This window comes from Pseudomonas sp. S2_F03 (assembly GCF_054668335.1).
Window position 1 is genome coordinate 1403709 of record NZ_CP162759.1, and the last position, 18199, is coordinate 1421907.

General features: G+C 59.6%; 13 protein-coding genes and 1 riboswitch. Of the genes, 2 read left to right on the forward strand and 11 right to left on the reverse strand.

All coding sequences use genetic code 11. The features are described from left to right. Positions 1-23: 23 nt before the first annotated feature. Positions 24-1028: a low-specificity L-threonine aldolase gene (gene ltaE / locus AB4N76_RS06795; RefSeq protein ID WP_077431447.1), complete on the reverse strand. Its 1005-nt coding sequence runs from the start codon at positions 1026-1028 to the stop codon at positions 24-26. A gap of 196 nt (positions 1029-1224) precedes the next feature. Continuing rightward, positions 1225-1396: riboswitch (FMN riboswitch) on the forward strand. 102 nt (positions 1397-1498) lie between these two features. On the opposite strand from ltaE, the gene AB4N76_RS06800 reads away from it, so the two are divergent. Next, the gene (locus AB4N76_RS06800; RefSeq protein WP_046031536.1) at positions 1499-2008 is read left to right on the forward strand and encodes a 6,7-dimethyl-8-ribityllumazine synthase; all 510 of its coding nucleotides are present in this window, start codon (positions 1499-1501) and stop codon (positions 2006-2008) included. Positions 2009-2175: 167 nt separating this feature from the next. Here the strand turns inward: AB4N76_RS06800 and astE are convergent, their stop codons facing one another. The 7 genes from astE to AB4N76_RS06835 form a co-directional block, all read right to left on the reverse strand. Then, positions 2176-3186 carry a succinylglutamate desuccinylase gene (astE, locus tag AB4N76_RS06805; RefSeq protein ID WP_046031535.1) on the reverse strand — a complete coding sequence of 337 codons (1011 nt, stop codon included), beginning with the start codon at positions 3184-3186 and terminating at the stop codon, positions 2176-2178. A gap of 11 nt (positions 3187-3197) precedes the next feature. Further along, positions 3198-3485, reverse strand: a complete 288-nt coding sequence (locus tag AB4N76_RS06810; RefSeq protein ID WP_046031534.1) for a hypothetical protein — start codon at positions 3483-3485, stop codon at positions 3198-3200. A 26-nt stretch (positions 3486-3511) separates the two neighbouring features. Beyond that, entirely contained in the window at positions 3512-4858 is a 1347-nt protein-coding gene (astB, locus tag AB4N76_RS06815; RefSeq protein ID WP_460164302.1) for an N-succinylarginine dihydrolase, read from the reverse strand. A gap of 168 nt (positions 4859-5026) precedes the next feature. Continuing rightward, positions 5027-6493 (reverse strand): succinylglutamate-semialdehyde dehydrogenase, encoded by a 1467-nt coding sequence (astD, locus tag AB4N76_RS06820; RefSeq protein WP_460164303.1) that lies wholly within the window; start codon positions 6491-6493, stop codon positions 5027-5029. After that, complete coding sequence (gene astA, locus AB4N76_RS06825; protein WP_046031531.1) at positions 6493-7518, reverse strand: arginine N-succinyltransferase; 1026 nt, start codon at positions 7516-7518, stop codon at positions 6493-6495. Before astA ends, astD begins: the two co-directional genes overlap by 1 nt. An 84-nt stretch (positions 7519-7602) precedes the next feature. Continuing rightward, positions 7603-8622: an arginine/ornithine succinyltransferase subunit alpha gene (gene aruF, locus AB4N76_RS06830; protein ID WP_046031530.1), complete on the reverse strand. Its 1020-nt coding sequence runs from the start codon at positions 8620-8622 to the stop codon at positions 7603-7605. Positions 8623-8823: 201 nt separating this feature from the next. Then, positions 8824-10044: an aspartate aminotransferase family protein gene (locus AB4N76_RS06835; protein WP_046031529.1), complete on the reverse strand. Its 1221-nt coding sequence runs from the start codon at positions 10042-10044 to the stop codon at positions 8824-8826. 286 nt (positions 10045-10330) lie between these two features. On the opposite strand from AB4N76_RS06835, the gene AB4N76_RS06840 reads away from it, so the two are divergent. Beyond that, positions 10331-15034: a leucine-rich repeat domain-containing protein gene (locus tag AB4N76_RS06840; protein WP_046031528.1), complete on the forward strand. Its 4704-nt coding sequence runs from the start codon at positions 10331-10333 to the stop codon at positions 15032-15034. 33 nt (positions 15035-15067) lie between these two features. Here AB4N76_RS06840 and argR read toward each other — a convergent pair whose 3' ends face one another. From argR to AB4N76_RS06855, 3 genes are all read right to left on the reverse strand, one after another. Further along, a complete protein-coding gene (gene argR, locus AB4N76_RS06845; protein WP_046031527.1) occupies positions 15068-16048 on the reverse strand; it encodes a transcriptional regulator ArgR in 981 nt (326 codons plus the stop codon). A 246-nt stretch (positions 16049-16294) separates the two neighbouring features. Then, positions 16295-17059 (reverse strand): ABC transporter ATP-binding protein, encoded by a 765-nt coding sequence (locus AB4N76_RS06850; RefSeq protein ID WP_046031526.1) that lies wholly within the window; start codon positions 17057-17059, stop codon positions 16295-16297. 27 nt (positions 17060-17086) lie between these two features. Continuing rightward, positions 17087-18199 carry a succinylglutamate desuccinylase/aspartoacylase family protein gene (locus AB4N76_RS06855; RefSeq protein WP_046031525.1) on the reverse strand — a complete coding sequence of 371 codons (1113 nt, stop codon included), beginning with the start codon at positions 18197-18199 and terminating at the stop codon, positions 17087-17089.

Below are 18199 nucleotides of genomic sequence, written 5' to 3' on the forward strand. Positions count from 1 at the left end.
GGTCAAATGGAACGCTAACGCTATCACTTGCGCGAAAAGTCGACGAATGCCGCGACGACTTGTTCGATTTGAGCACGGCTGACATCCATGTGCGTGACCATTCTCAGCCGAGCGGCAGCACTGAGCTTGATGCCACGATCAGCGGCGAAGTGCTTGATCGCCTCGGCGTTGTCACCCATGGCCACGTAAACCATGTTGGTCTGCACCGGTTCAACCTCATAGCCCGCCGCACGCAGGCCTTCGGCCAGCAACTGTGCGTTGGCATGGTCGTCGGCCAGACGCTGGACGTTGTTGTCCAGCGCGTACAGGCCCGCCGCGGCCAGAATCCCGGCCTGACGCATGCCACCGCCGACCATTTTGCGTAACCGGCGTGCCTTGCCGATCAACTCGACCGAACCGCACAGCACCGAACCGACTGGCGCTCCCAGGCCTTTGGACAAGCAGACCGAAACGGAATCGAAGTGCTGAGTGATTTCCCGGGCATCAACCCCCAGTTTGACTGCCGCGTTGTATAACCGCGCGCCGTCCAGGTGCAGTTGCAACCCGTGCTCACGGGTAAAACCGCGGGCCCGCGCCAGATATTCAAGCGGCAGCACCTTGCCTTGCATGGTGTTTTCCAGCGCCAGCAAACGGGTGCGGGCGAAATGGAAATCGTCCGGTTTGATCGCGGCCGCCACGTGGGCCAGGTCCAGCGAGCCATCGGCCTGCACTTCCAGCGGCTGCGGCTGAATCGAACCGAGCACCGCCGCACCGCCACCTTCGTACTTATAGGTGTGCGCCTGCTGGCCAACGATGTACTCCTCGCCACGCTCGCAATGCGCCATCAGGCCCAGCAAGTTGCTCATGGTGCCTGTCGGAACGAACAGCGCCGCCGCGAAACCCAGGCGCTTGGCCAATTCGGTTTCCAGACGATTGACCGTCGGATCTTCACCATAAACATCGTCACCGGTGGTGGCTGTGGCCATCGCGTCGAGCATGCTGGCACAAGGTTGGGTGACGGTGTCGCTGCGAAGATCGATAACACTCATGAATCTGGCCTCGGTAAGCAGGGGAAATCCCTTTCAGGAAAGAATTACTGCGGGCATGACGACGATTAATCAACCCTTGCGCAGGAAAAGGTCGATTAATCCAACGGAAAAGTCGATGACAATCATCCAAAAGGGGCCATGCGCATACCGCAAATATGTGATAAAAACGCTGCGCCGCCAAACATTCCGGCGGCAAAAACGTTCTCAGGGCGGGGTGCAACTCCCCACCGGCGGTAATTGCGCGCAATGCGCATAGCCCGCGAGCGCTTGGCGACAGGCACGGCATTGGCTGTGTATGACGACAAGGTCAGCAGACCCGGTGTGATCCCGGGGCCGACGGTCATAGTCCGGATGAAGAGAGAACGGGATTGACACCATAGGGCCGTCCGCAGGCATTCGTGCGAGCGTGCGCACCCTCAAATCCCATTCGATTCATATGCCCTGTTTTAACCATAAACAGGAGTCAGAACATGCAACCCACCGCAATCGACAGCAAAAGCAAACACCCTCATGGCGAGCGCGTTGCGTTCATCCAGGCCTGCTGGCACAAGGAAATCGTCGATCAGAGCCGTAAAGGCTTCGTGACCGAAATGATTGCCCAGGGTTATCAGGAGTCAGAAATCGATTTCTTCGAAGTCGGCGGCGCCTTTGAAATGCCCCTGCACGCCAAGTTGCTGGCCAAGACCGGTCGTTATGCCGGCATCGTCGCCGCAGCCCTGGTGGTTGATGGCGGGATCTACCGTCACGAGTTCGTCGCCCAGTCGGTAGTCAGCGGCCTGATGCAGGTGCAACTGGAAACCGAAGTGCCAGTGTTCTCGGTATCCCTGACCCCGCACCACTTCCATGCCGGTGAAGAGCACCAGAAATTCTTCTTCGAGCATTTCCTGCATAAAGGCCAGGAAGCGGCGAAAACGTGCGCGGATACGCTGCAGAAGATGCGTGCGCTGCGCCGCACCGAGCCGCGTGCAATGGCTGTCTAATCCAAAATCTTTGGTCCGGGTGAAGTCTCTGCCTTCACCCAAACCAACTGTGGGAGCGAGCTTGCTCGCGATAGCGGTTTAACATTCAACGGTGATGTTGTTTGTTATACCGCTATCGCGAGCAAGCTCGCTCCCACAGGGTGGGTTGCGTATCGCTTAAGTTGTGGTCAGGCCAGGTTTTCGTCAGTCGTCGGCACGACCAGAATGCCGGCACGCAAGCCATTCTTCACCTTGGGGTTCGGAAAGATGATCCGGGCGCCCTCTTCTTCGATGATCCAGCGGGTATTGGCGATGTCTTCCGCCAGCAGATAACCCACCTCCAGCTGCGAAAAATTCTCGATGTCCACTGGAAGGTTCAAGCGGAAGCTATCGCTGTGCTTGATGATTTCCCGCGCCACGCTGTACAGCTGCAAACCGTCCAGCGCTGCGTCGGTCAGTTCCGGCTCGGTGCCTTCGATGATCTGTTTCAGGCGGTTTTCCAGCAGGGAAACGTTGACCCCGTCGTTCTGCCCAAACGGCCGTGCCTTGCCCAGTTCAAGGGTGAAGGACTCGGCGCCCAGCTTGTCGTAGGTGTAGGAACTGAAGACGATGGACGGCTTGTTCTGCAACAGCACGGCCTCCATCCCGGCAGCACGCAGGCGCGCCAGTTCCAGACGCGAATGCTGGCGGCCTTCCTTCCAGGGGTACAAGGCGAACTGTTCGATTTTCGAGCCGCGAATCGCAGTGTGCAGATCATAGTGCAGGCGCTGGCGATCCGGCAGGCTGAAGAAACTCGCCGCCAGCCGCTCCAGCTCACAAGCGCGCAAGGCTTCTGAGCCGCTGCTTTGTTCGTGACGGCCATTGAACAGCCGATTGACGTCCTGCTCGATAAAACGCTCGCCTTTACGGATCGCGTCGGGGTTACCGAACAGGAACAGAATACGTGCGCGTGGCTTGAGGTCGCCACGGGCGATGTCATGCAACAGGCGATCGAGCAATTCGATCGGCGCTGTTTCGTTGCCATGGATACCGGCCGACAGCAGCAGGTCCAGGCCGTTGTCGCGAGCCTCAGGTGGCCGGACTTCCAGCGCACCTTCGCTCAACCAGCGCATCCGCACGCCTTCGACTGTCAGTTGAGTCTTCTCCGCCGGTTCGCGGCCGGCGAGGGTTAGTTCAAGCAGTTTGCCGAGGGCGAGCATAGAGCGTTTCCTTAGTGGTCGTGTGCGCAATCCGGGCCATGCACGTGGTCTTCGTCGCCGACTTCAGCCGGTTCCATTTCCAGTTGCAGACTTACCAGATTAGTCGCCAATGGGCGCAGCAGCAGGTTGGCGTATTCAGCGTCGCCTTCTTCAACGTCCACACCGATCAGCAGTTGGCCGCGACCATCGTGCTGGATCCACAGCTCTTTGCCTTGCCACATGACCGCGACGCGGGTGCAGGAAGTTTCCAGTTGCGTGCCGTCGGTGTCTTCAAGGATCAGCTGCAGGGTATCGCTCATGTTTTTTACGCTCTCGGTTGAGACTTTCAATTGATCTGGAATGGATAAACCGCGCCCAGTTTAAGGATTTGCGTCAGTTCATCCAGTGCCGTCCGGCACTCAAGCAACAATTGCGGGTCCGCGAGATCGGTTTCGGTCATGCGGTCGCGGTAGTGCTTGTCGACCCATTCGGTCAGCGTGCCGTACAACGGGGCCGTCATGATAACCCCTGGATTGACGGCCGCCAGCTCGGTTTCATTCAGTGCGACGCGCAGCCGCAGGCAAGCCGGGCCACCGCCGTTCTGCATGCTTTGCTTGAGATCGAATACCTTCACTTCACGGATCAGGCCGCCGGAGCTGGTCAAACCTTGCAGGTATTGCCAGACACGCTCGTTGCCACGGCACTCTTCCGGCACGATCAACAGCATCGAACCGTCAGGACGCGACAGCAGTTGGCTGTTGAACAAGTAGGAACGAACGGCGTCTTCGACGGTAACTGCCGAACGCGGTACGCAGACTGACTGGAATTTCCCACCGACCTTGGCGAGTTTGCTTTGCAGTTCCGCCAGCATCTGCTCGGTGTCGAGGAACGCGTCCTCGTGATAGAACAACACCTCACCGTTACCCACGGCGATCACGTCGTTGTGAAACACGCCCTGATCGATCACCGACGGGTTCTGCTGCGCGTAGACCACGCCGTCTTCACTCAAGCCGTGCAGGCGGGCAACGGCTTGGGACGCTTCCAGTGTCTGGCGCGCCGGGTATTTCTGCGGCGCCGGGTAACGGGTATCGAAAGCGCTGCGACCGAACACGAAGAACTCGACGCCTGCTTCACCGTATTCACGGCAGAAACGGGTGTGGTTGGCGGCGCCTTCGTCACCGAACTGCGCCACGGCCGGCAACGCGGCGTGGTGAGCAAAGTGCTTCTGATCGGCGAACATTGCCCCCAGAACGCGACTGGTGGTCGGGTGTTCGATGCTGCGGTGATATTTGCAGTTGAGGTTGGCGGCAGTGAAATGCACGCGGCCATCGGCCGTGTCGGCACTTGGGCTGACCGTGGCGGCGTTGGCCACCCACATGCTCGACGCCGAGCAACTGGCGACCAGCAACGGCATCGCTTCTTTGGCGGCGCGCTCGATCACTTGAGCATCGGTGCCGCTGAAGCCAAGACGACGCAGCGCGGCGATGTCCGGGCGTTCTTGCGGCGCCAGCACGCCCTGCTGGAAGCCCATCTCCATCAGCGATTTCATTTTCGCCAGGCCTTGCAGCGCGGCTTCCTTCGGGTTCGAAGACTGCTGGCTGTTGCTCTGGGACGCGACGTTGCCGTAGGACAGGCCGCCGTAGTTATGGGTCGGCCCCACTAGACCGTCAAAATTGACTTCATAGGATTTCATCAGCGAGGCTCCACGAGAATCTGTTGTTATAGGCTTCAATAACTAGCTGTTCAGTGCGACCGAGTCGCTGCCATCGCGGGCAAGCCCGGCTCTCACAGGTTTAGAGGTGTTCACACATGTTGTGACCCTCACAAATCCTGTGGGAGCGGGCTTGCCCGCGAATCGGCGTTACGCCATCTTCACGCCAGGCGTCAGGGCCGCCGGCAACACCAGGCTCGGCGTTTCCAGCGAGGCCACCGGATACGCGCAGTAATCGGCGGCGTAGTAGGCGCTGGCGCGATGGTTGCCCGAGGCACCGACGCCGCCAAATGGCGCGCTGCTCGCCGCACCGGTCAATTGCTTGTTCCAGTTGACGATACCGGCGCGGCTTTCCAGCCAGAACTGCTGATAACGTGCCTCGGAGTCCGACAGCAGGCCCGCCGCCAGGCCATAGTCGGTGTCGTTGGCTTCAGCGATCGCCGCTTCAAAATCAGCGTAGCGGATCACTTGCAGCAACGGGCCAAACAGCTCTTCGTCAGGACGATCGGCAACGGCAGTGACATCCAGAATGCCCGGGGTCAGCAAGGCCGCTTGAGCCTGAGGCTGAGTCATCTCCAGCAACGCCACCGCACCATTGGCCTGCAAATGTTCCTGCGCATCCATCAGCGCTTTCGCAGCACCGAGGGAAATCACCGAACCCATGAACGGTGCCGGCTGCTGATCAAACGCGCCGACTTCAATCGTCGAGCTGACCGCCACCAGACGCGCCAGCAGCGTGTCGCCCCATGCGCCTTGCGGCACCAGCAAACGACGTGCGCAGGTGCAACGCTGGCCGGCAGAAATGAAGGCCGACTGGATGATGGTGTAAACGGCGGCATCCAGGTCCGCCACTTCGTCGACCACAAGCGGGTTGTTACCGCCCATTTCCAGCGCAAGGATTTTGTCCGGACGACCGGCAAATTGCTGATGCAAGTGGTTGCCCGTGCGGCTGGAGCCGGTGAAGAACAAGCCGTCGATGCCCGGGTTCGCCGCCAGGGCAATACCGGTTTCGCGAGCGCCTTGCAGCAGGTTCAGCACGCCCGCTGGCAGGCCAGCTTCGATCCAGCACTTGACCGTCAGCTCGGCGACTTTCGGGGTCAACTCGCTCGGTTTGAACAACACGCTGTTACCGGCCAGCAGCGCCGGCACGATATGACCGTTCGGCAAGTGGCCAGGGAAATTGTAAGGACCGAACACGGCCACCACGCCGTGTGGTTTGTGACGCAACACAGCGGTGGCGTCGCCCAGCGGGCCGCTCTTCTCGCCGGTACGCTCACGGTAGCTCTGCACCGAAATCGCAATCTTGTTGACCATGCTGGTCACTTCGGTCGCCGATTCCCACAGCGGCTTGCCGGTTTCCTCACCGATGCAGCGCGCCAGTTCGTCAGCCTTGTTTTTCAGCGCAGCGGCAAAGGCCTCAAGCACGGCAATACGCTCATCCAGCGTACGACGGGCCCAACCGGGGAATGCCTGACGAGCGGCTTGCACGGCGGATTCAACCTGAGCGGCAGTGGCGCCTTCGCCGGCCCACAGCACTTGCTGGGTCACCGGGTTCAGCGACTGGAAGGTTTCGCCCTGGCCGGCCAGCCATTCACCTGCGATGTATAGCGAATTCATTACTTTGACTCCCGAGCAGCAGACAACGGAACGGCGCGCACTTGATCGCCGGCGTTGAGTTGAAGACGTTTGGCGGTCAGCGGATCAACCACCAGCGTGCCGGCGGCGAAGCGTGCTGGCGCGGCAGTGATCCGGCAGTCTTCGCGCTTGCGGTTATGAATCAGGAAAGGCGTCGCGTCGTCACCCGGCGTGCCGATGGCCAACACCAGTGCCTCGCTGTCGCGCACGGCGCGGATCTTGCCGGTTTCGCATTCCACGGCCGGGCCGGCGTCGAAGATGTCGACGTAACCCTGGTAGCTGAACCCTTCACTCTTGAGCATGGCCAGTGCCGGCTCGGTGTCCGGGTGGACCTGACCGATAACATTGCGCGCATCTGGCGACAGGAAGCAGGTGTACAGCGGAAACTTCGGCATCAGTTCGGCGATGAACGCCTTGTTGCCCACGCCGGTCAGGTAATCGGCCTGGCTGAATTCCATCTTGAAGAAGTGGCGGCCCAGGCTTTCCCAGAACGGCGAACGCCCGGCTTCGTCGGACACACCGCGCATCTCGGCGATGATCTTGTTGCCGAACAGTTGCGGGAACTCGGCAATGAACAGCATCCGCGCCTTGGCCAGCATGCGGCCATTGAGCCCGGTGCGGTAATCGGCGTGCAGGAACAACGAGCACAGCTCAGAGTTACCGGTCAGGTCATTGGCCAGGAACAGCGTCGGGATCTCGCGGTAGATGTTCAGCTCTTGCGAAGCGCTGACCGTCAGGCCGACCCGGAAGTTGTACCAGGGCTCACGCAGGCCGACGGCGCCGGCGATGGCAGAAATGCCCACCACGCGCCCCGTGTCGTCTTCGAGTACGAACAGGTAGTCCGCATCAGCGCGCCCGGCTTCGCCGCGAAAGGTCTTCTCGGCCCAGCCGACCCGATGGGCCAGCCGCTCTTCGTTGGCCGGCAAAGTGGTCAGGCCGGTGCCAGTGCTGCGGGCCAGGTCGATCAGAGCGGGTAAATCGCTGCTGCGTACGGGACGAACGATCATGCTATCTCCTCAAACGGGCCGCTTGCGCCACCCGTGAAATTTCGCTGCTTTCCAGGCATTTCTTTCTGGAAATCAAAGCCGGCGTTAAACCGCCACCAGGCGCACGCTGGCACCTTCGCCGACGCCCAGGGCTTCGGCCGCTTCCAGGTCCAGGGTTACCGGTTTGCCTGGCGCGTAATCGAGCTCAAGCAACACGGCGCGGTAATCCTGCAATTGGGCATTGGCCACCAGATACTGACGACCGGCACCTTTGACCGGCTCGCCGATTTTCACCGGCACGACGCGGCTCTGGGCGATCGAACGGATCCCCGTCACACGTGCGTGCAAGGTCGGGCCACCGTCGAAAATATCGATGTAGTGATCGGTCTCGAAACCTTCGCGCATCAGGATGTCGAAAGTGATCTGCGCCCGTGGATGCACCTGGCCCATCGCCTCTTGAGCGGAGTCCGGCAGCAGCGGCACATAGATCGGGTAATGCGGCATCAGCTCGGCCAGGAACGTACGGCTCTTGAGGCCACACAGACGTTCGGCTTCAGCGTAGTTGAGGTCGAAGAAGTTACGGCCGATGGCATCCCAGAATGGCGAGTCACCGTTTTCATCGCTGTAGCCAACGATCTCGGTCACCACGGAGTCGGCGAAGCGCTCCGGATGGCTGGCCACGAACAGCAGGCGGCCACGGGAATTGAGTTCGGCCCAAGGCGACCCCACCAGCTCGCGCTGTACGTAGAAACTGGTCAGCAAACTGTTGCCGGTCAGGTCGTGGCATTGGGAAAGCACGTGAATCTTGTTATGAATCTTCAGCTCGCGGGAAGCGTGCACGAAGGTTTCATTACGGAAGCTGTAGAACGGCTCGGAATAACCCGCCGAAGCAACGATGGCCGAACAACCGACCAGTTTGCCGGTGGCGGTGTCTTCGAGGACGAAGAAATAGCTCTCTTCACCGTTGAAGCTGACTTCGGCAGAAAACGAGGCTTCGCTTGCCGCGATCTTGTCGCTCAGGCGTTCAACGTCATCCGGCAAGGAAGTGACACCAATCGGGCTATCCGCAGCCAGACGCTGTACCTCGCCCAGATCAGCCATTTGCGCGGGGCGCATCACCAGCATGGTGTCACTCCTTTCTCTAAAAACTTTCATAAGTAAAATGCCCGGCTCATGTGGGAGCGGGCTTGCCCGCGATAGCGTCCTGTCAGATAACAATGAAGTCGGCTGTCAGGCCCTCATCGCGGGCAAGCCCGCTCCCACACTTACTAAGCCCGGCACAAAAAATTGATTCGACGCCTGAATAGTCAGGCGCCGAAGGGTCTATCAGGCTTGAGTCAACTTCGCAGCAGCACGTTCGAAGCGGTCCAGACCGGCATCGATATCGGCGTCTTCAACCACCAGGCTCGGGGCGAAACGAATCACGTCCGGGCCGGCTTGCAGAATCATCAGGCCTTCACGCTCGGCGGCGTTGAAGATGTCCTTGGCCTTGCCCTTCCAGGCATCGCTCAGCACGCAACCGATCAGCAGCCCCAGGCCACGGACCTGAGTGAACAGGCCGTACTTCTCGCCGATCTGCTCCAGGCGTGCCTTGAACTTGTCGTGCTTGGCGTTGACGCCGGCCAGCACTTCAGGGGTGTTGATCACGTCGATCACCGCTTCAGCAACCGCACACGCCAGCGGGTTACCGCCATAGGTGGTGCCGTGGGTGCCGACGACCAGGTGTTTGGCCAGGTCTTCAGTGGTCAGCATGGCAGCGATCGGGAAACCGCCGCCCAGGCTCTTGGCACTGGTCAGGATGTCCGGGGTCACGCCGTAGTGCTGGTAGGCGAACAGCTTGCCGCTGCGGCCCATACCGGTCTGCACTTCGTCGAACACCAGCAGCGCATTGTGCTCGGTGCACAGTTCGCGGGCGCCTTGCAGGTAAGCCAGTTCGGCCGGCAATACGCCGCCCTCACCCTGGATCGGTTCCAGCACAACGGCGCAGGTCTTGTCGGAAATGGCGGCTTTGAGCGCAGCCAGATCGTTGTAAGGCACGTGGGTGATGCCGGTGATTTTCGGACCGAAGCCGTCGGAGTACTTCGACTGGCCACCGACGTTCACAGTGAACAGGGTACGGCCGTGGAAGCTGTTCAGCGCGGCGATGATTTCGTACTTCTCGCTGCCGTAGCGATCGAAGGCGACCCGACGGGCCAGCTTGAAAGCGGCCTCGTTGGCTTCGGCGCCGGAGTTACAGAAGAACACGCGCTCAGCAAAGGTAGCGTCGATCAGCTTATGCGCCAGGCGCAGGGCCGGCTCATTGGTGAACACGTTGGACACGTGCCACAGCTTGTTCGCCTGCTCGGTCAAGGCACCGACCAGCGCAGGGTGTGCGTGGCCCAATACGTTAACGGCAATCCCGCCGGCGAAGTCGATCAGCTCGCGGCCAGACTGGTCCCAGACGCGGGAACCGGCACCACGCACGGGGATGAAAGCGGCAGGCGCGTAGTTGGGAACCATTACCTGGTCGAAATCGGCGCGTTGTACCGCAGCGTGCTCAACGGACATCGGAGTCTCCTGAAGAGGAACACTCGCCTGAAACTGGCGAGCGATGGGGGGATTGTAAGGACAGTTTTCAGCCCGGCCTTGCCGCCAAGCGACAACTTCTTATAGCGCAAACCCCGGATTCAGCCGGGTTTACGGCAATGCGACATATAGCGTCGCAAAGGCGCAGTTTAAACTGCCGGCGCAGGTTATAGGCAGGCCTGATGAACGGTGCGGTAAATATGTACCGCACGCCACTCATCATCATCTGTTTTGCTGGCGGCTAATCCAAACGCTAAAGGAATAGCGCATGAATCAAGACGATTTTGAGCCCGCCTCGCAACCGGACTCTCACTTTCATCACGTTTACCAAAACCTGCCCGCATGGCTATTAGAGTCATCGACCGAAACGCGCGGCGCGCTGAAGAGCGCCAGTCTTGAAGCGCCTCCCTGGCATCGCACCGCTTCGCGCTTGCAACACCAGGTGCTGAAAAGCTCAAGCCAGACGCACTGGACCGAACGAAACCGGTTGGGATCGATGTTGGCGAAGGTGCAAAACGCTCAGGACTACGCAGAGCCGATTCTGGCCTCAGCGCTGAAAACCCGCTTCGACCTTGAGCTGGATGTCAAAACCACCTTCCTGCGTCTGTACATCCCGCTGACCACACCCTGGTTTGCGATCAAGACCGGTGCCGCCCGCACCTGGACGGTGTCGATGCTCGACGCGGCGCTGCACAACTTTCAGCCATCAGAGGCCGAGGTCGGCGCTTATGAGGCTGACTCCACCTTCATCAGCGCACCGTCGCCCACAGGGCAGTTCGATACGTTGCCCGAGGTCTCTCGCAAACTGACGATCCAGGCCTTCACCCAGCTGTGCCGCGAACTGGATATCGGCGGCCAATACAACGCTTATCTCAAAGACAATCTGGGGCTGACCAACCGGGTAGCCGGGGCTGTTTTGAAATCGAAGGTCGGCCAAACAAACCAGGCAGCACTTCGCTCTGCGCTGAAGCTGGCTCATGCCCGCCGGGATATCGAGGACGATGCCTATAACGCAATCGAGCGTTTGCTCGAGGCGCGCGCGCCCATGCCACTGGACGGCTATCCCCTGCACTGTCACGACCTGACAATGATGTCGTCATCGCTGACCGGCATCATCGTATTCAGCGCCAAATCGAGCCACACAACCAAGGCCACCCGGATCATCGCCTACATCCCCGATGATCCGGAGCATCCGCTCAAGCAATACCCCGACACCGTGGCGTTCATGAATGAACTGACCCACAAGCTGCACTCACCCGCTTATCAAGCGTTTTTCAGTCGATTCGTCGATCACCACGAACGGGGCTATTTCTTTGCTGATCTCAATCGTCGCCTGCAGGCCGTCACCTGGCATCGGCATACCCGTGGTGACCCACTGCCGAGCTGGCGGGAAACCCCGATCGACCATCCCAATCTACGGTTTTCGATGACCCCGTTCAGGGCGGGACTGTGGAACCACCTCTATCAACGGCAGCTGAACAAGATCCTCAATGATGCAAGCACCGTTGCCGTCTCCACCGCTCGCGCCGACCAGAACGCACGCTGGGCAATGTGGGACGCCTTCAGCAAAGTGGCCTCGGCGGTCCTGGAAGTCGCAACGTTCGTCGCCTTGCCGTTCGTGCCCTTCCTCGGCGAATTGATGCTGGCCTACATGGCCTATCAGGTCCTCGACGAAACCTTCGAAGGTATCGTGGACTGGGCCGAAGACCAAAAAACAGAAGCGTTCAGGCAACTGATGAGCGTGGTCGAAACCGTGGTTCAAACGGGAACATTTGTGATCGGCAGCGCCATTGCCGCCCGCACCTTCCAGCGCCTGCTTTCCCCTGAATCAGTGGCGCTGATCGAGCCGCTCAAACCGGTGCCGGGCCCGGACGGAAAAACCCGTTACTGGAATCCGGACCTCACCCGCTACGAACAAACCATCGACTTGCCCGCTGGCTTGCAACCCGATGACCTTGGCCTGTACCGACACGAGAACAAGACGCTGCTGCCCCTCGAGGGAAAGCTGTACGCCGTGCAATCGAATGCCAGGACAGGTGCGTTCAAGATCGAGCATCCCGACCGGGTCGACGCCTATCAGCCCACCTTGCGCCACAACGGCCACGGTGCCTGGACGACCGAGCTGGAACAGCCGCTGAGCTGGGACCGCGATACCGTAATGCATCGCCTCGGGCATAGCGTCGAATCCTTCAGCCGCGCCGAACGCGAAGCGATCCTGCGCATCAGTGGCTATCACGACAATGTGCTACGGGAGATTCATGTCGAGAACCATCGCCCGCCCTCACTTCTGACCGACACGATCAAACGCTTCAAAATCGATCGTGACATTCAAAACCTGATTGACCAGAACCACACCGAACACCCCGATTACGATCGGGCGCTCAGCCATCGCAAATCGCTATTCGAATCACGCTATCGGGCGCTGGAGAAAACCACGGATCGGCCAGTTCAAGTACTTCAGGCCAACACCCAAGGGCTGCCGACAGACATCGCACAAGAACTGGCCAGCAACGCATCGGGCACCGAGCTGACGCAACTGCATAACGGAACAGTGCCTCAACGCCTGAAGGACGTCGCACTGAAAGCCATGGAGGCGGTGCGTATTACCCGGGCTTACGAAGGACTTTTTCGTGACGCACTGGAAACCGCAGACACTCATCAATTGGCGCTGCACAGCCTGAACACACTGCCCGACTGGCCCACTGACCTGCGCCTTGAAGTCAGGGATTTTTCACAGGAGGGCGCCCTGCGCGACAGCATGGGCCGCGTCGACGCTCCAAACCTCAAAACACTGGTGCGCACCGTAGACGGTAGCTATCGACTTCACGATAACGATGCCACTCCCGGCGACTTTTACCACACCCTGTTTCAGGCACTGCCAGACACAGAGCGCACCTCGATAGGGGACAGCCGCAGATTCAAACAACGCCTTGCAGAACACGCACTGGAACAACCGGGCCTGCGCACTCTGTTTGCGAAAAACCCTCATCGAAAACCCTTTTACGACCCCACCACCATGCGCCTGCCCGGCGGCACCGAGGGTTACACCCGCCGCGTCGGCATGGCGCCAACGCTCGACGACCGGGTTCGTGAGGTTTATCCCTCGCTCAACGAGGAAGAGCTCCGGTCCATGGTTCTGAGGTTACAACGTCACCCTGATGGCGCTCGCTTCGAACTTTCGCGCCTGGCCAGCGAATTGGCCCGGCTTCGTCAAGATTTGAATGGCTGGGTACTCGACGCGCCCACCACCGACGCCGAAACAGGGTTCGCGCTGAACGATATGGATCGCCAGATCGCCCAGCGTAATCGCAAGTTGCTGGCCCGGGAAATCCAGCGAGCGTGGCGCCGGCAAACTGATCGGGAATTGGACTCCGAGGATGGCGTCGAGCGCTATGTGCTCACCTTTGTGGATCCGGTCCCGGGCGATCTGCCGACCCTGAATGCCGATTTCAACCACGTGTCCACACTGTCGCTCGAGGGTCATTTCGCCCCCCAGGGCATCCCGGCTTTTTTAGAACACTTCAAAGGGCTGCGCCGTCTCGAACTGCGCCGCTTCCATCTGAGCACACTGCCCGACGCCATCCCCCGGATGACCAGCCTCGACGCGTTGGTGCTGAGCGACTGCGGGATCAACTTTGACGCCGCCAATTGGTCGAAGCTGCAATCGCTGAACAAACTGAGTTCACTGGACCTCTATCGCAATTCGATTGAAGGAGTCCCGAGCCTCGAATCGATGCCCGATCTGGTCCAGGTGGACCTGAGTGACACGGGCCTGTCCAAATTCCCTCGCGGCGCGTTCCGAAGCCCGCACCTTGAATCGCTGATGTTGCTGGACAATAAAATCACTGATCTACCCACTGAATTGTTCGACAGTGCGGTGTATGAAAAACAAGGCGTTTATCTCACACACAATCCCCTGTCCAACGCCGCGCGACAGCTGATCAAACAGCAATACTTCAGCACTTCCTTTGATTTGGGTGCCTACGCCCCTGAGGCAGATATTGTCCGCGTCAGAGCGCTGTATCCGGGCATGGAGGTCGAGCAGGCGAGCGAATTTGTGTATGACTTGCCCGGTACGCTGGAAGACGGCCGGATCGAATTGACCCGTCTTGAGCAGGAACTGAGTCAGCTCCAAGTCGATCTGTCCACCTGGACCGCCAACTTGCCACCCTATCACCCCCTGACAGGTGAACCCTTCACCGCATTGCAAGAGTTTTTCGAACATTCAAGCCGCGACGAACTCAAGCACCTACTGGAGCAGTGCTGGCGCAAGGAAACGGAACTGGATGAGTTTGATTCGTCACTTGAACCCGGCTACGAGCTGGTCATCCGATCGCCTGTCCATGGAGAACTGCCAACCCTGAGCGCCAACTTTGATCATGTTTCGTCGGTGGAACTGCAGAGTGCCGATGGCGTAACGCGCATCGGGCGCTTCCTGGAGTCTTTCCCCAAGCTCAAAAACCTCAGATTGCGCTACTGCAATCTCGGAGAAATACCGGAAGCCGTGTTCAAGATGGGTCAACTCCGGTCGTTATCGCTGCCACATTGCCGCGTCCGCTTGACCACTGATTCAGTCAGTGCATTGGCGGCAATGGAACAATTGGAGTATCTGGACCTGGGCTACAACAGGCTGGAGCAAGCACCCGACCTGAGCCAAATGAGCAGCCTGGAGACCATCCTGCTCAATGACACCGGCATCACCGAACTACCGCACGGGCTGATGCAAATGAGTGAACTGGAATGGGCAGACCTGAGCGCAAACGCAATCACCGAAGTGCCCAGCGAAATTCTGGAGTTGCCACTGAAAATCGCAGAGAACATCAATTTCAGAGGCAACCGGTTTTCCGTGGAGAGCCTGTCACGGCTGGTCAGCTACTTCGAGCGCACTGGAGTGGATTTCGGTGTGGAAGAAATCATCAACCAAGGCCAGATGGAGATATCGACGTCTGGTGGTTCCGAAGTAGACGAGTAAAGCAGCCTGCATGTCCGGGCGCGGCGAGCACTGTCAGCCGCGCTCGGACGGCACTGACGACAATTCGAACGGACTGCTGCTGCGCCGCTGGTTGCGATCTTCGCGCGGCGTGGCACCAAAAAAGTTGCGGTAGGCGCTAGAGAAATGCGGCCCCGAGGAAAAGCCACACGACAGGCCGATCTGGATGATCGACTTGCTGGTTTGCATCAACATCTGCCGCGCCTTGTTCAAGCGCAACTCCAGGTAATACTGGCTCGGCACACGGTTGAGGTACTGCTTGAAGATGCGCTCCAACTGTCGACGGGACACGCACACGTGCTGGGCGATTTCGTCGGTGGTCAACGGCTCTTCGATGTTGGCCTCCATCAGCAACACCGCTTGGGTGAGCTTCGGATGGCTGGAGCCGAGACGGTTTTGCAAAGGAATGCGTTGACGCTCGCCGCCTTCGCGAATGCGCTCGACCACCAGTTCTTCCGACACGGCACCCGCCAGTTCGGCGCCGTGATCACGGGCCAACACGGCCAGCAACAGGTCGAGTACCGACAGGCCGCCGCACGCGGTCAGACGATCGCGATCCCAATCGAACAGGTGGCTGGTGGCGATGACTTTCGGAAAACGTTCGGCGAAATCGTCCTGCCAGCGCCAATGCACGGCAGCACGATAGCCGTCGAGCAAACCCAATTGCGCCAACGGGTAAACACCGGCCGACAAACCGCCAATCACGCAACCGGCCCGCACCAGCTGTTTCAACGCACTGCTGAGCGCCGGCGCGAGTGCAGTCGGCGGCTCATCGGCGAGTAGAAACAGCTTCTGGAAGTTTTCGAGCTTGCCGGCCCAGGGCTCACCCGGCAATTGCCAGGCGCCTTCGGTCGCCGGTTCGGCCTGCAAAAACGACAGTTCGTAAACCACGTCCGGGTGCACACGCTGGGCAACACGCAAGGCCTCCTCAGCCAGCGCAAGCGTCAGGGCTTTAGTGCTGGGCCAAATCAGGAAACCAATTCGATGGGCAGTCATGGCGGGCAATCCGAAACGAAGAACGGTGATGAAGGCATGGGCCAATGCTAGCCCGGAAATGAACACAAATCTCAAAGCCAGCAAAGATCAAATGTGGGAGCTGGCTTGCCTGCGATAGCGGTGTATCAGTGCCAAAGATGCTAACTGGCCCACCGCCATCGCAGGCAAGCCAGCTCCCACAGTAAATCGGGGCCAGCTTTCAGACTGCGAAGCATGCACTATCGCGGTGCACAACGGCAGCCCTGATTACTTCAAGCTGCCCGAGAGGAATTGTTGCAGGCGCTCGGACTGGGGATTGACCAGCACCTCACGCGGATTGCCACTTTCTTCAACGACACCTTTGTGCAGGAACACCAGCTGGTTCGACACTTCACGGGCAAAGCCCATTTCGTGCGTCACCACCACCATGGTCCGGCCTTCCTGGGCCAGGGCCTGCATGACTTTCAGCACGTCGCCGACCAGCTCCGGGTCGAGTGCCGAGGTCGGTTCGTCAAACAGCATCACCTCAGGTTCCATCGCCAGCGCACGGGCAATCGCCACGCGTTGCTGTTCGCCGCCGGACATGTGGCCCGGGTAAGCGTCCTTGCGATGACCCACGCCTACCTTGTTCAGGTAGTGCTCGGCTTTTTCGCGGGCTTCGGCCTTGGACATGCCCAGCACGTGAACCGGCGCTTCCATGATGTTTTCCAGCGCGGTCATGTGCGACCACAAGTTGAAATGCTGGAACACCATCGACAGGCGCGAACGCATGCGTTGCAGCTGCTTCGGGTCGGCCGCTTTCAGCGCGCCGTCCTTGTTGGCGACCAGTTTCAGCTCTTCGTTGTTGAGCAGAATCCTGCCCGCGTGCGGCTGCTCCAGCAGGTTGATGCAGCGCAGGAAGGTACTTTTGCCGGAGCCACTGGAGCCGATGATGCTGATCACATCGCCAGCCGCCGCTTTCAGGGACACGCCCTTGAGCACTTCGTGACTGCCATAGCGTTTATGCAGGTCTTGGACTTCAAGTTTGTACATGCGGTCGGTTCTCACAAAAACAGTCAGTCAGTCGTTGAGCAAGCGCCCGTGACGCAGCGCTTCGCGCCCCGCCACCTTGGCCAGCCAGAAACCGGGTTGGGCATAACGCAGCCGTTCAATGGCAAACAGCACCCCGGACGTACCAGCACACACCGTGCTGACCCGATCCGACAACGGATCGATCACTTCAAAAATCTCGTCACCGGTTTCGATCCACTCACCGGGTTTACGCAGAAAACTCACCACACCAGGGTGCGGTGCAAACAACAATTCAGTGCCTTCGAACGGCATGCCTTCGCAAGGCTCTTGCGCAGGTTTCGGCCATTCACCGCTGATCAAGCCCTGTTCGGCGAGGAACGCCAGAATGCCTTCAGCGTGAGCCTCAGACTCAACGCGACCGGTATCAGCCTGCCCACCTAATTCAATGGTAGTCGCCAGACACGCCAGTGGAATCTGCGCCTCCGGGAACAGGCGCGACAAACGCAGCCATGGCAGCGAGCAGGCTTCGTCGAACGAACTGCCACCGGAATCTTCCGCCAGCAGGCCGACCCGCACATTCAGGTGCGCAGCCAACGAACGCCAATGCGGCCAGTGTTGTGGCAGCGCGTACATATGCAGCGCCGCTTCCGAATCGCAATGCAAATCCAGCACCACGTCAGCCGTGCAGGCGTGGCTGAGCAAGATGCGTTGCATGCCTTGCAACTGGCTGCTCGCCTCTGGCAATTCGGCCAGATGATCAGCCATCGCCTGACGGATCAAGCGAATGTTGGCATGCGCATCATCACCAAGACTTCCAGCCAACGCAGCCGCAACCGGCGCACTCAACTCGACGAAATCACGGTTGAAGTTCTTGCCGCTGCCCGCTTCGAAACGCCCTTGATGATTGCCTTGAACCAATTGACCGAGGCCCATCGGATTAGCCACTGGCACCAGTTCGATCACGCCGTTGAGCAAGCCCTGGGCTTCGAGTTCGGCCAGGCGCTTTTTCAGCTCCCAGGCCGTGCGCATCCCCGGCAGTTCATCGGCGTGCAGGCTGGCCTGAATGTAGGCCTTGCGCTCGCCGCAGCCGAAGCGGAACACCGAAATCTGGCGTTCGCTGCCCAGGTGGCTCCACGGCAATGCATGATCGATGCGTTCCAT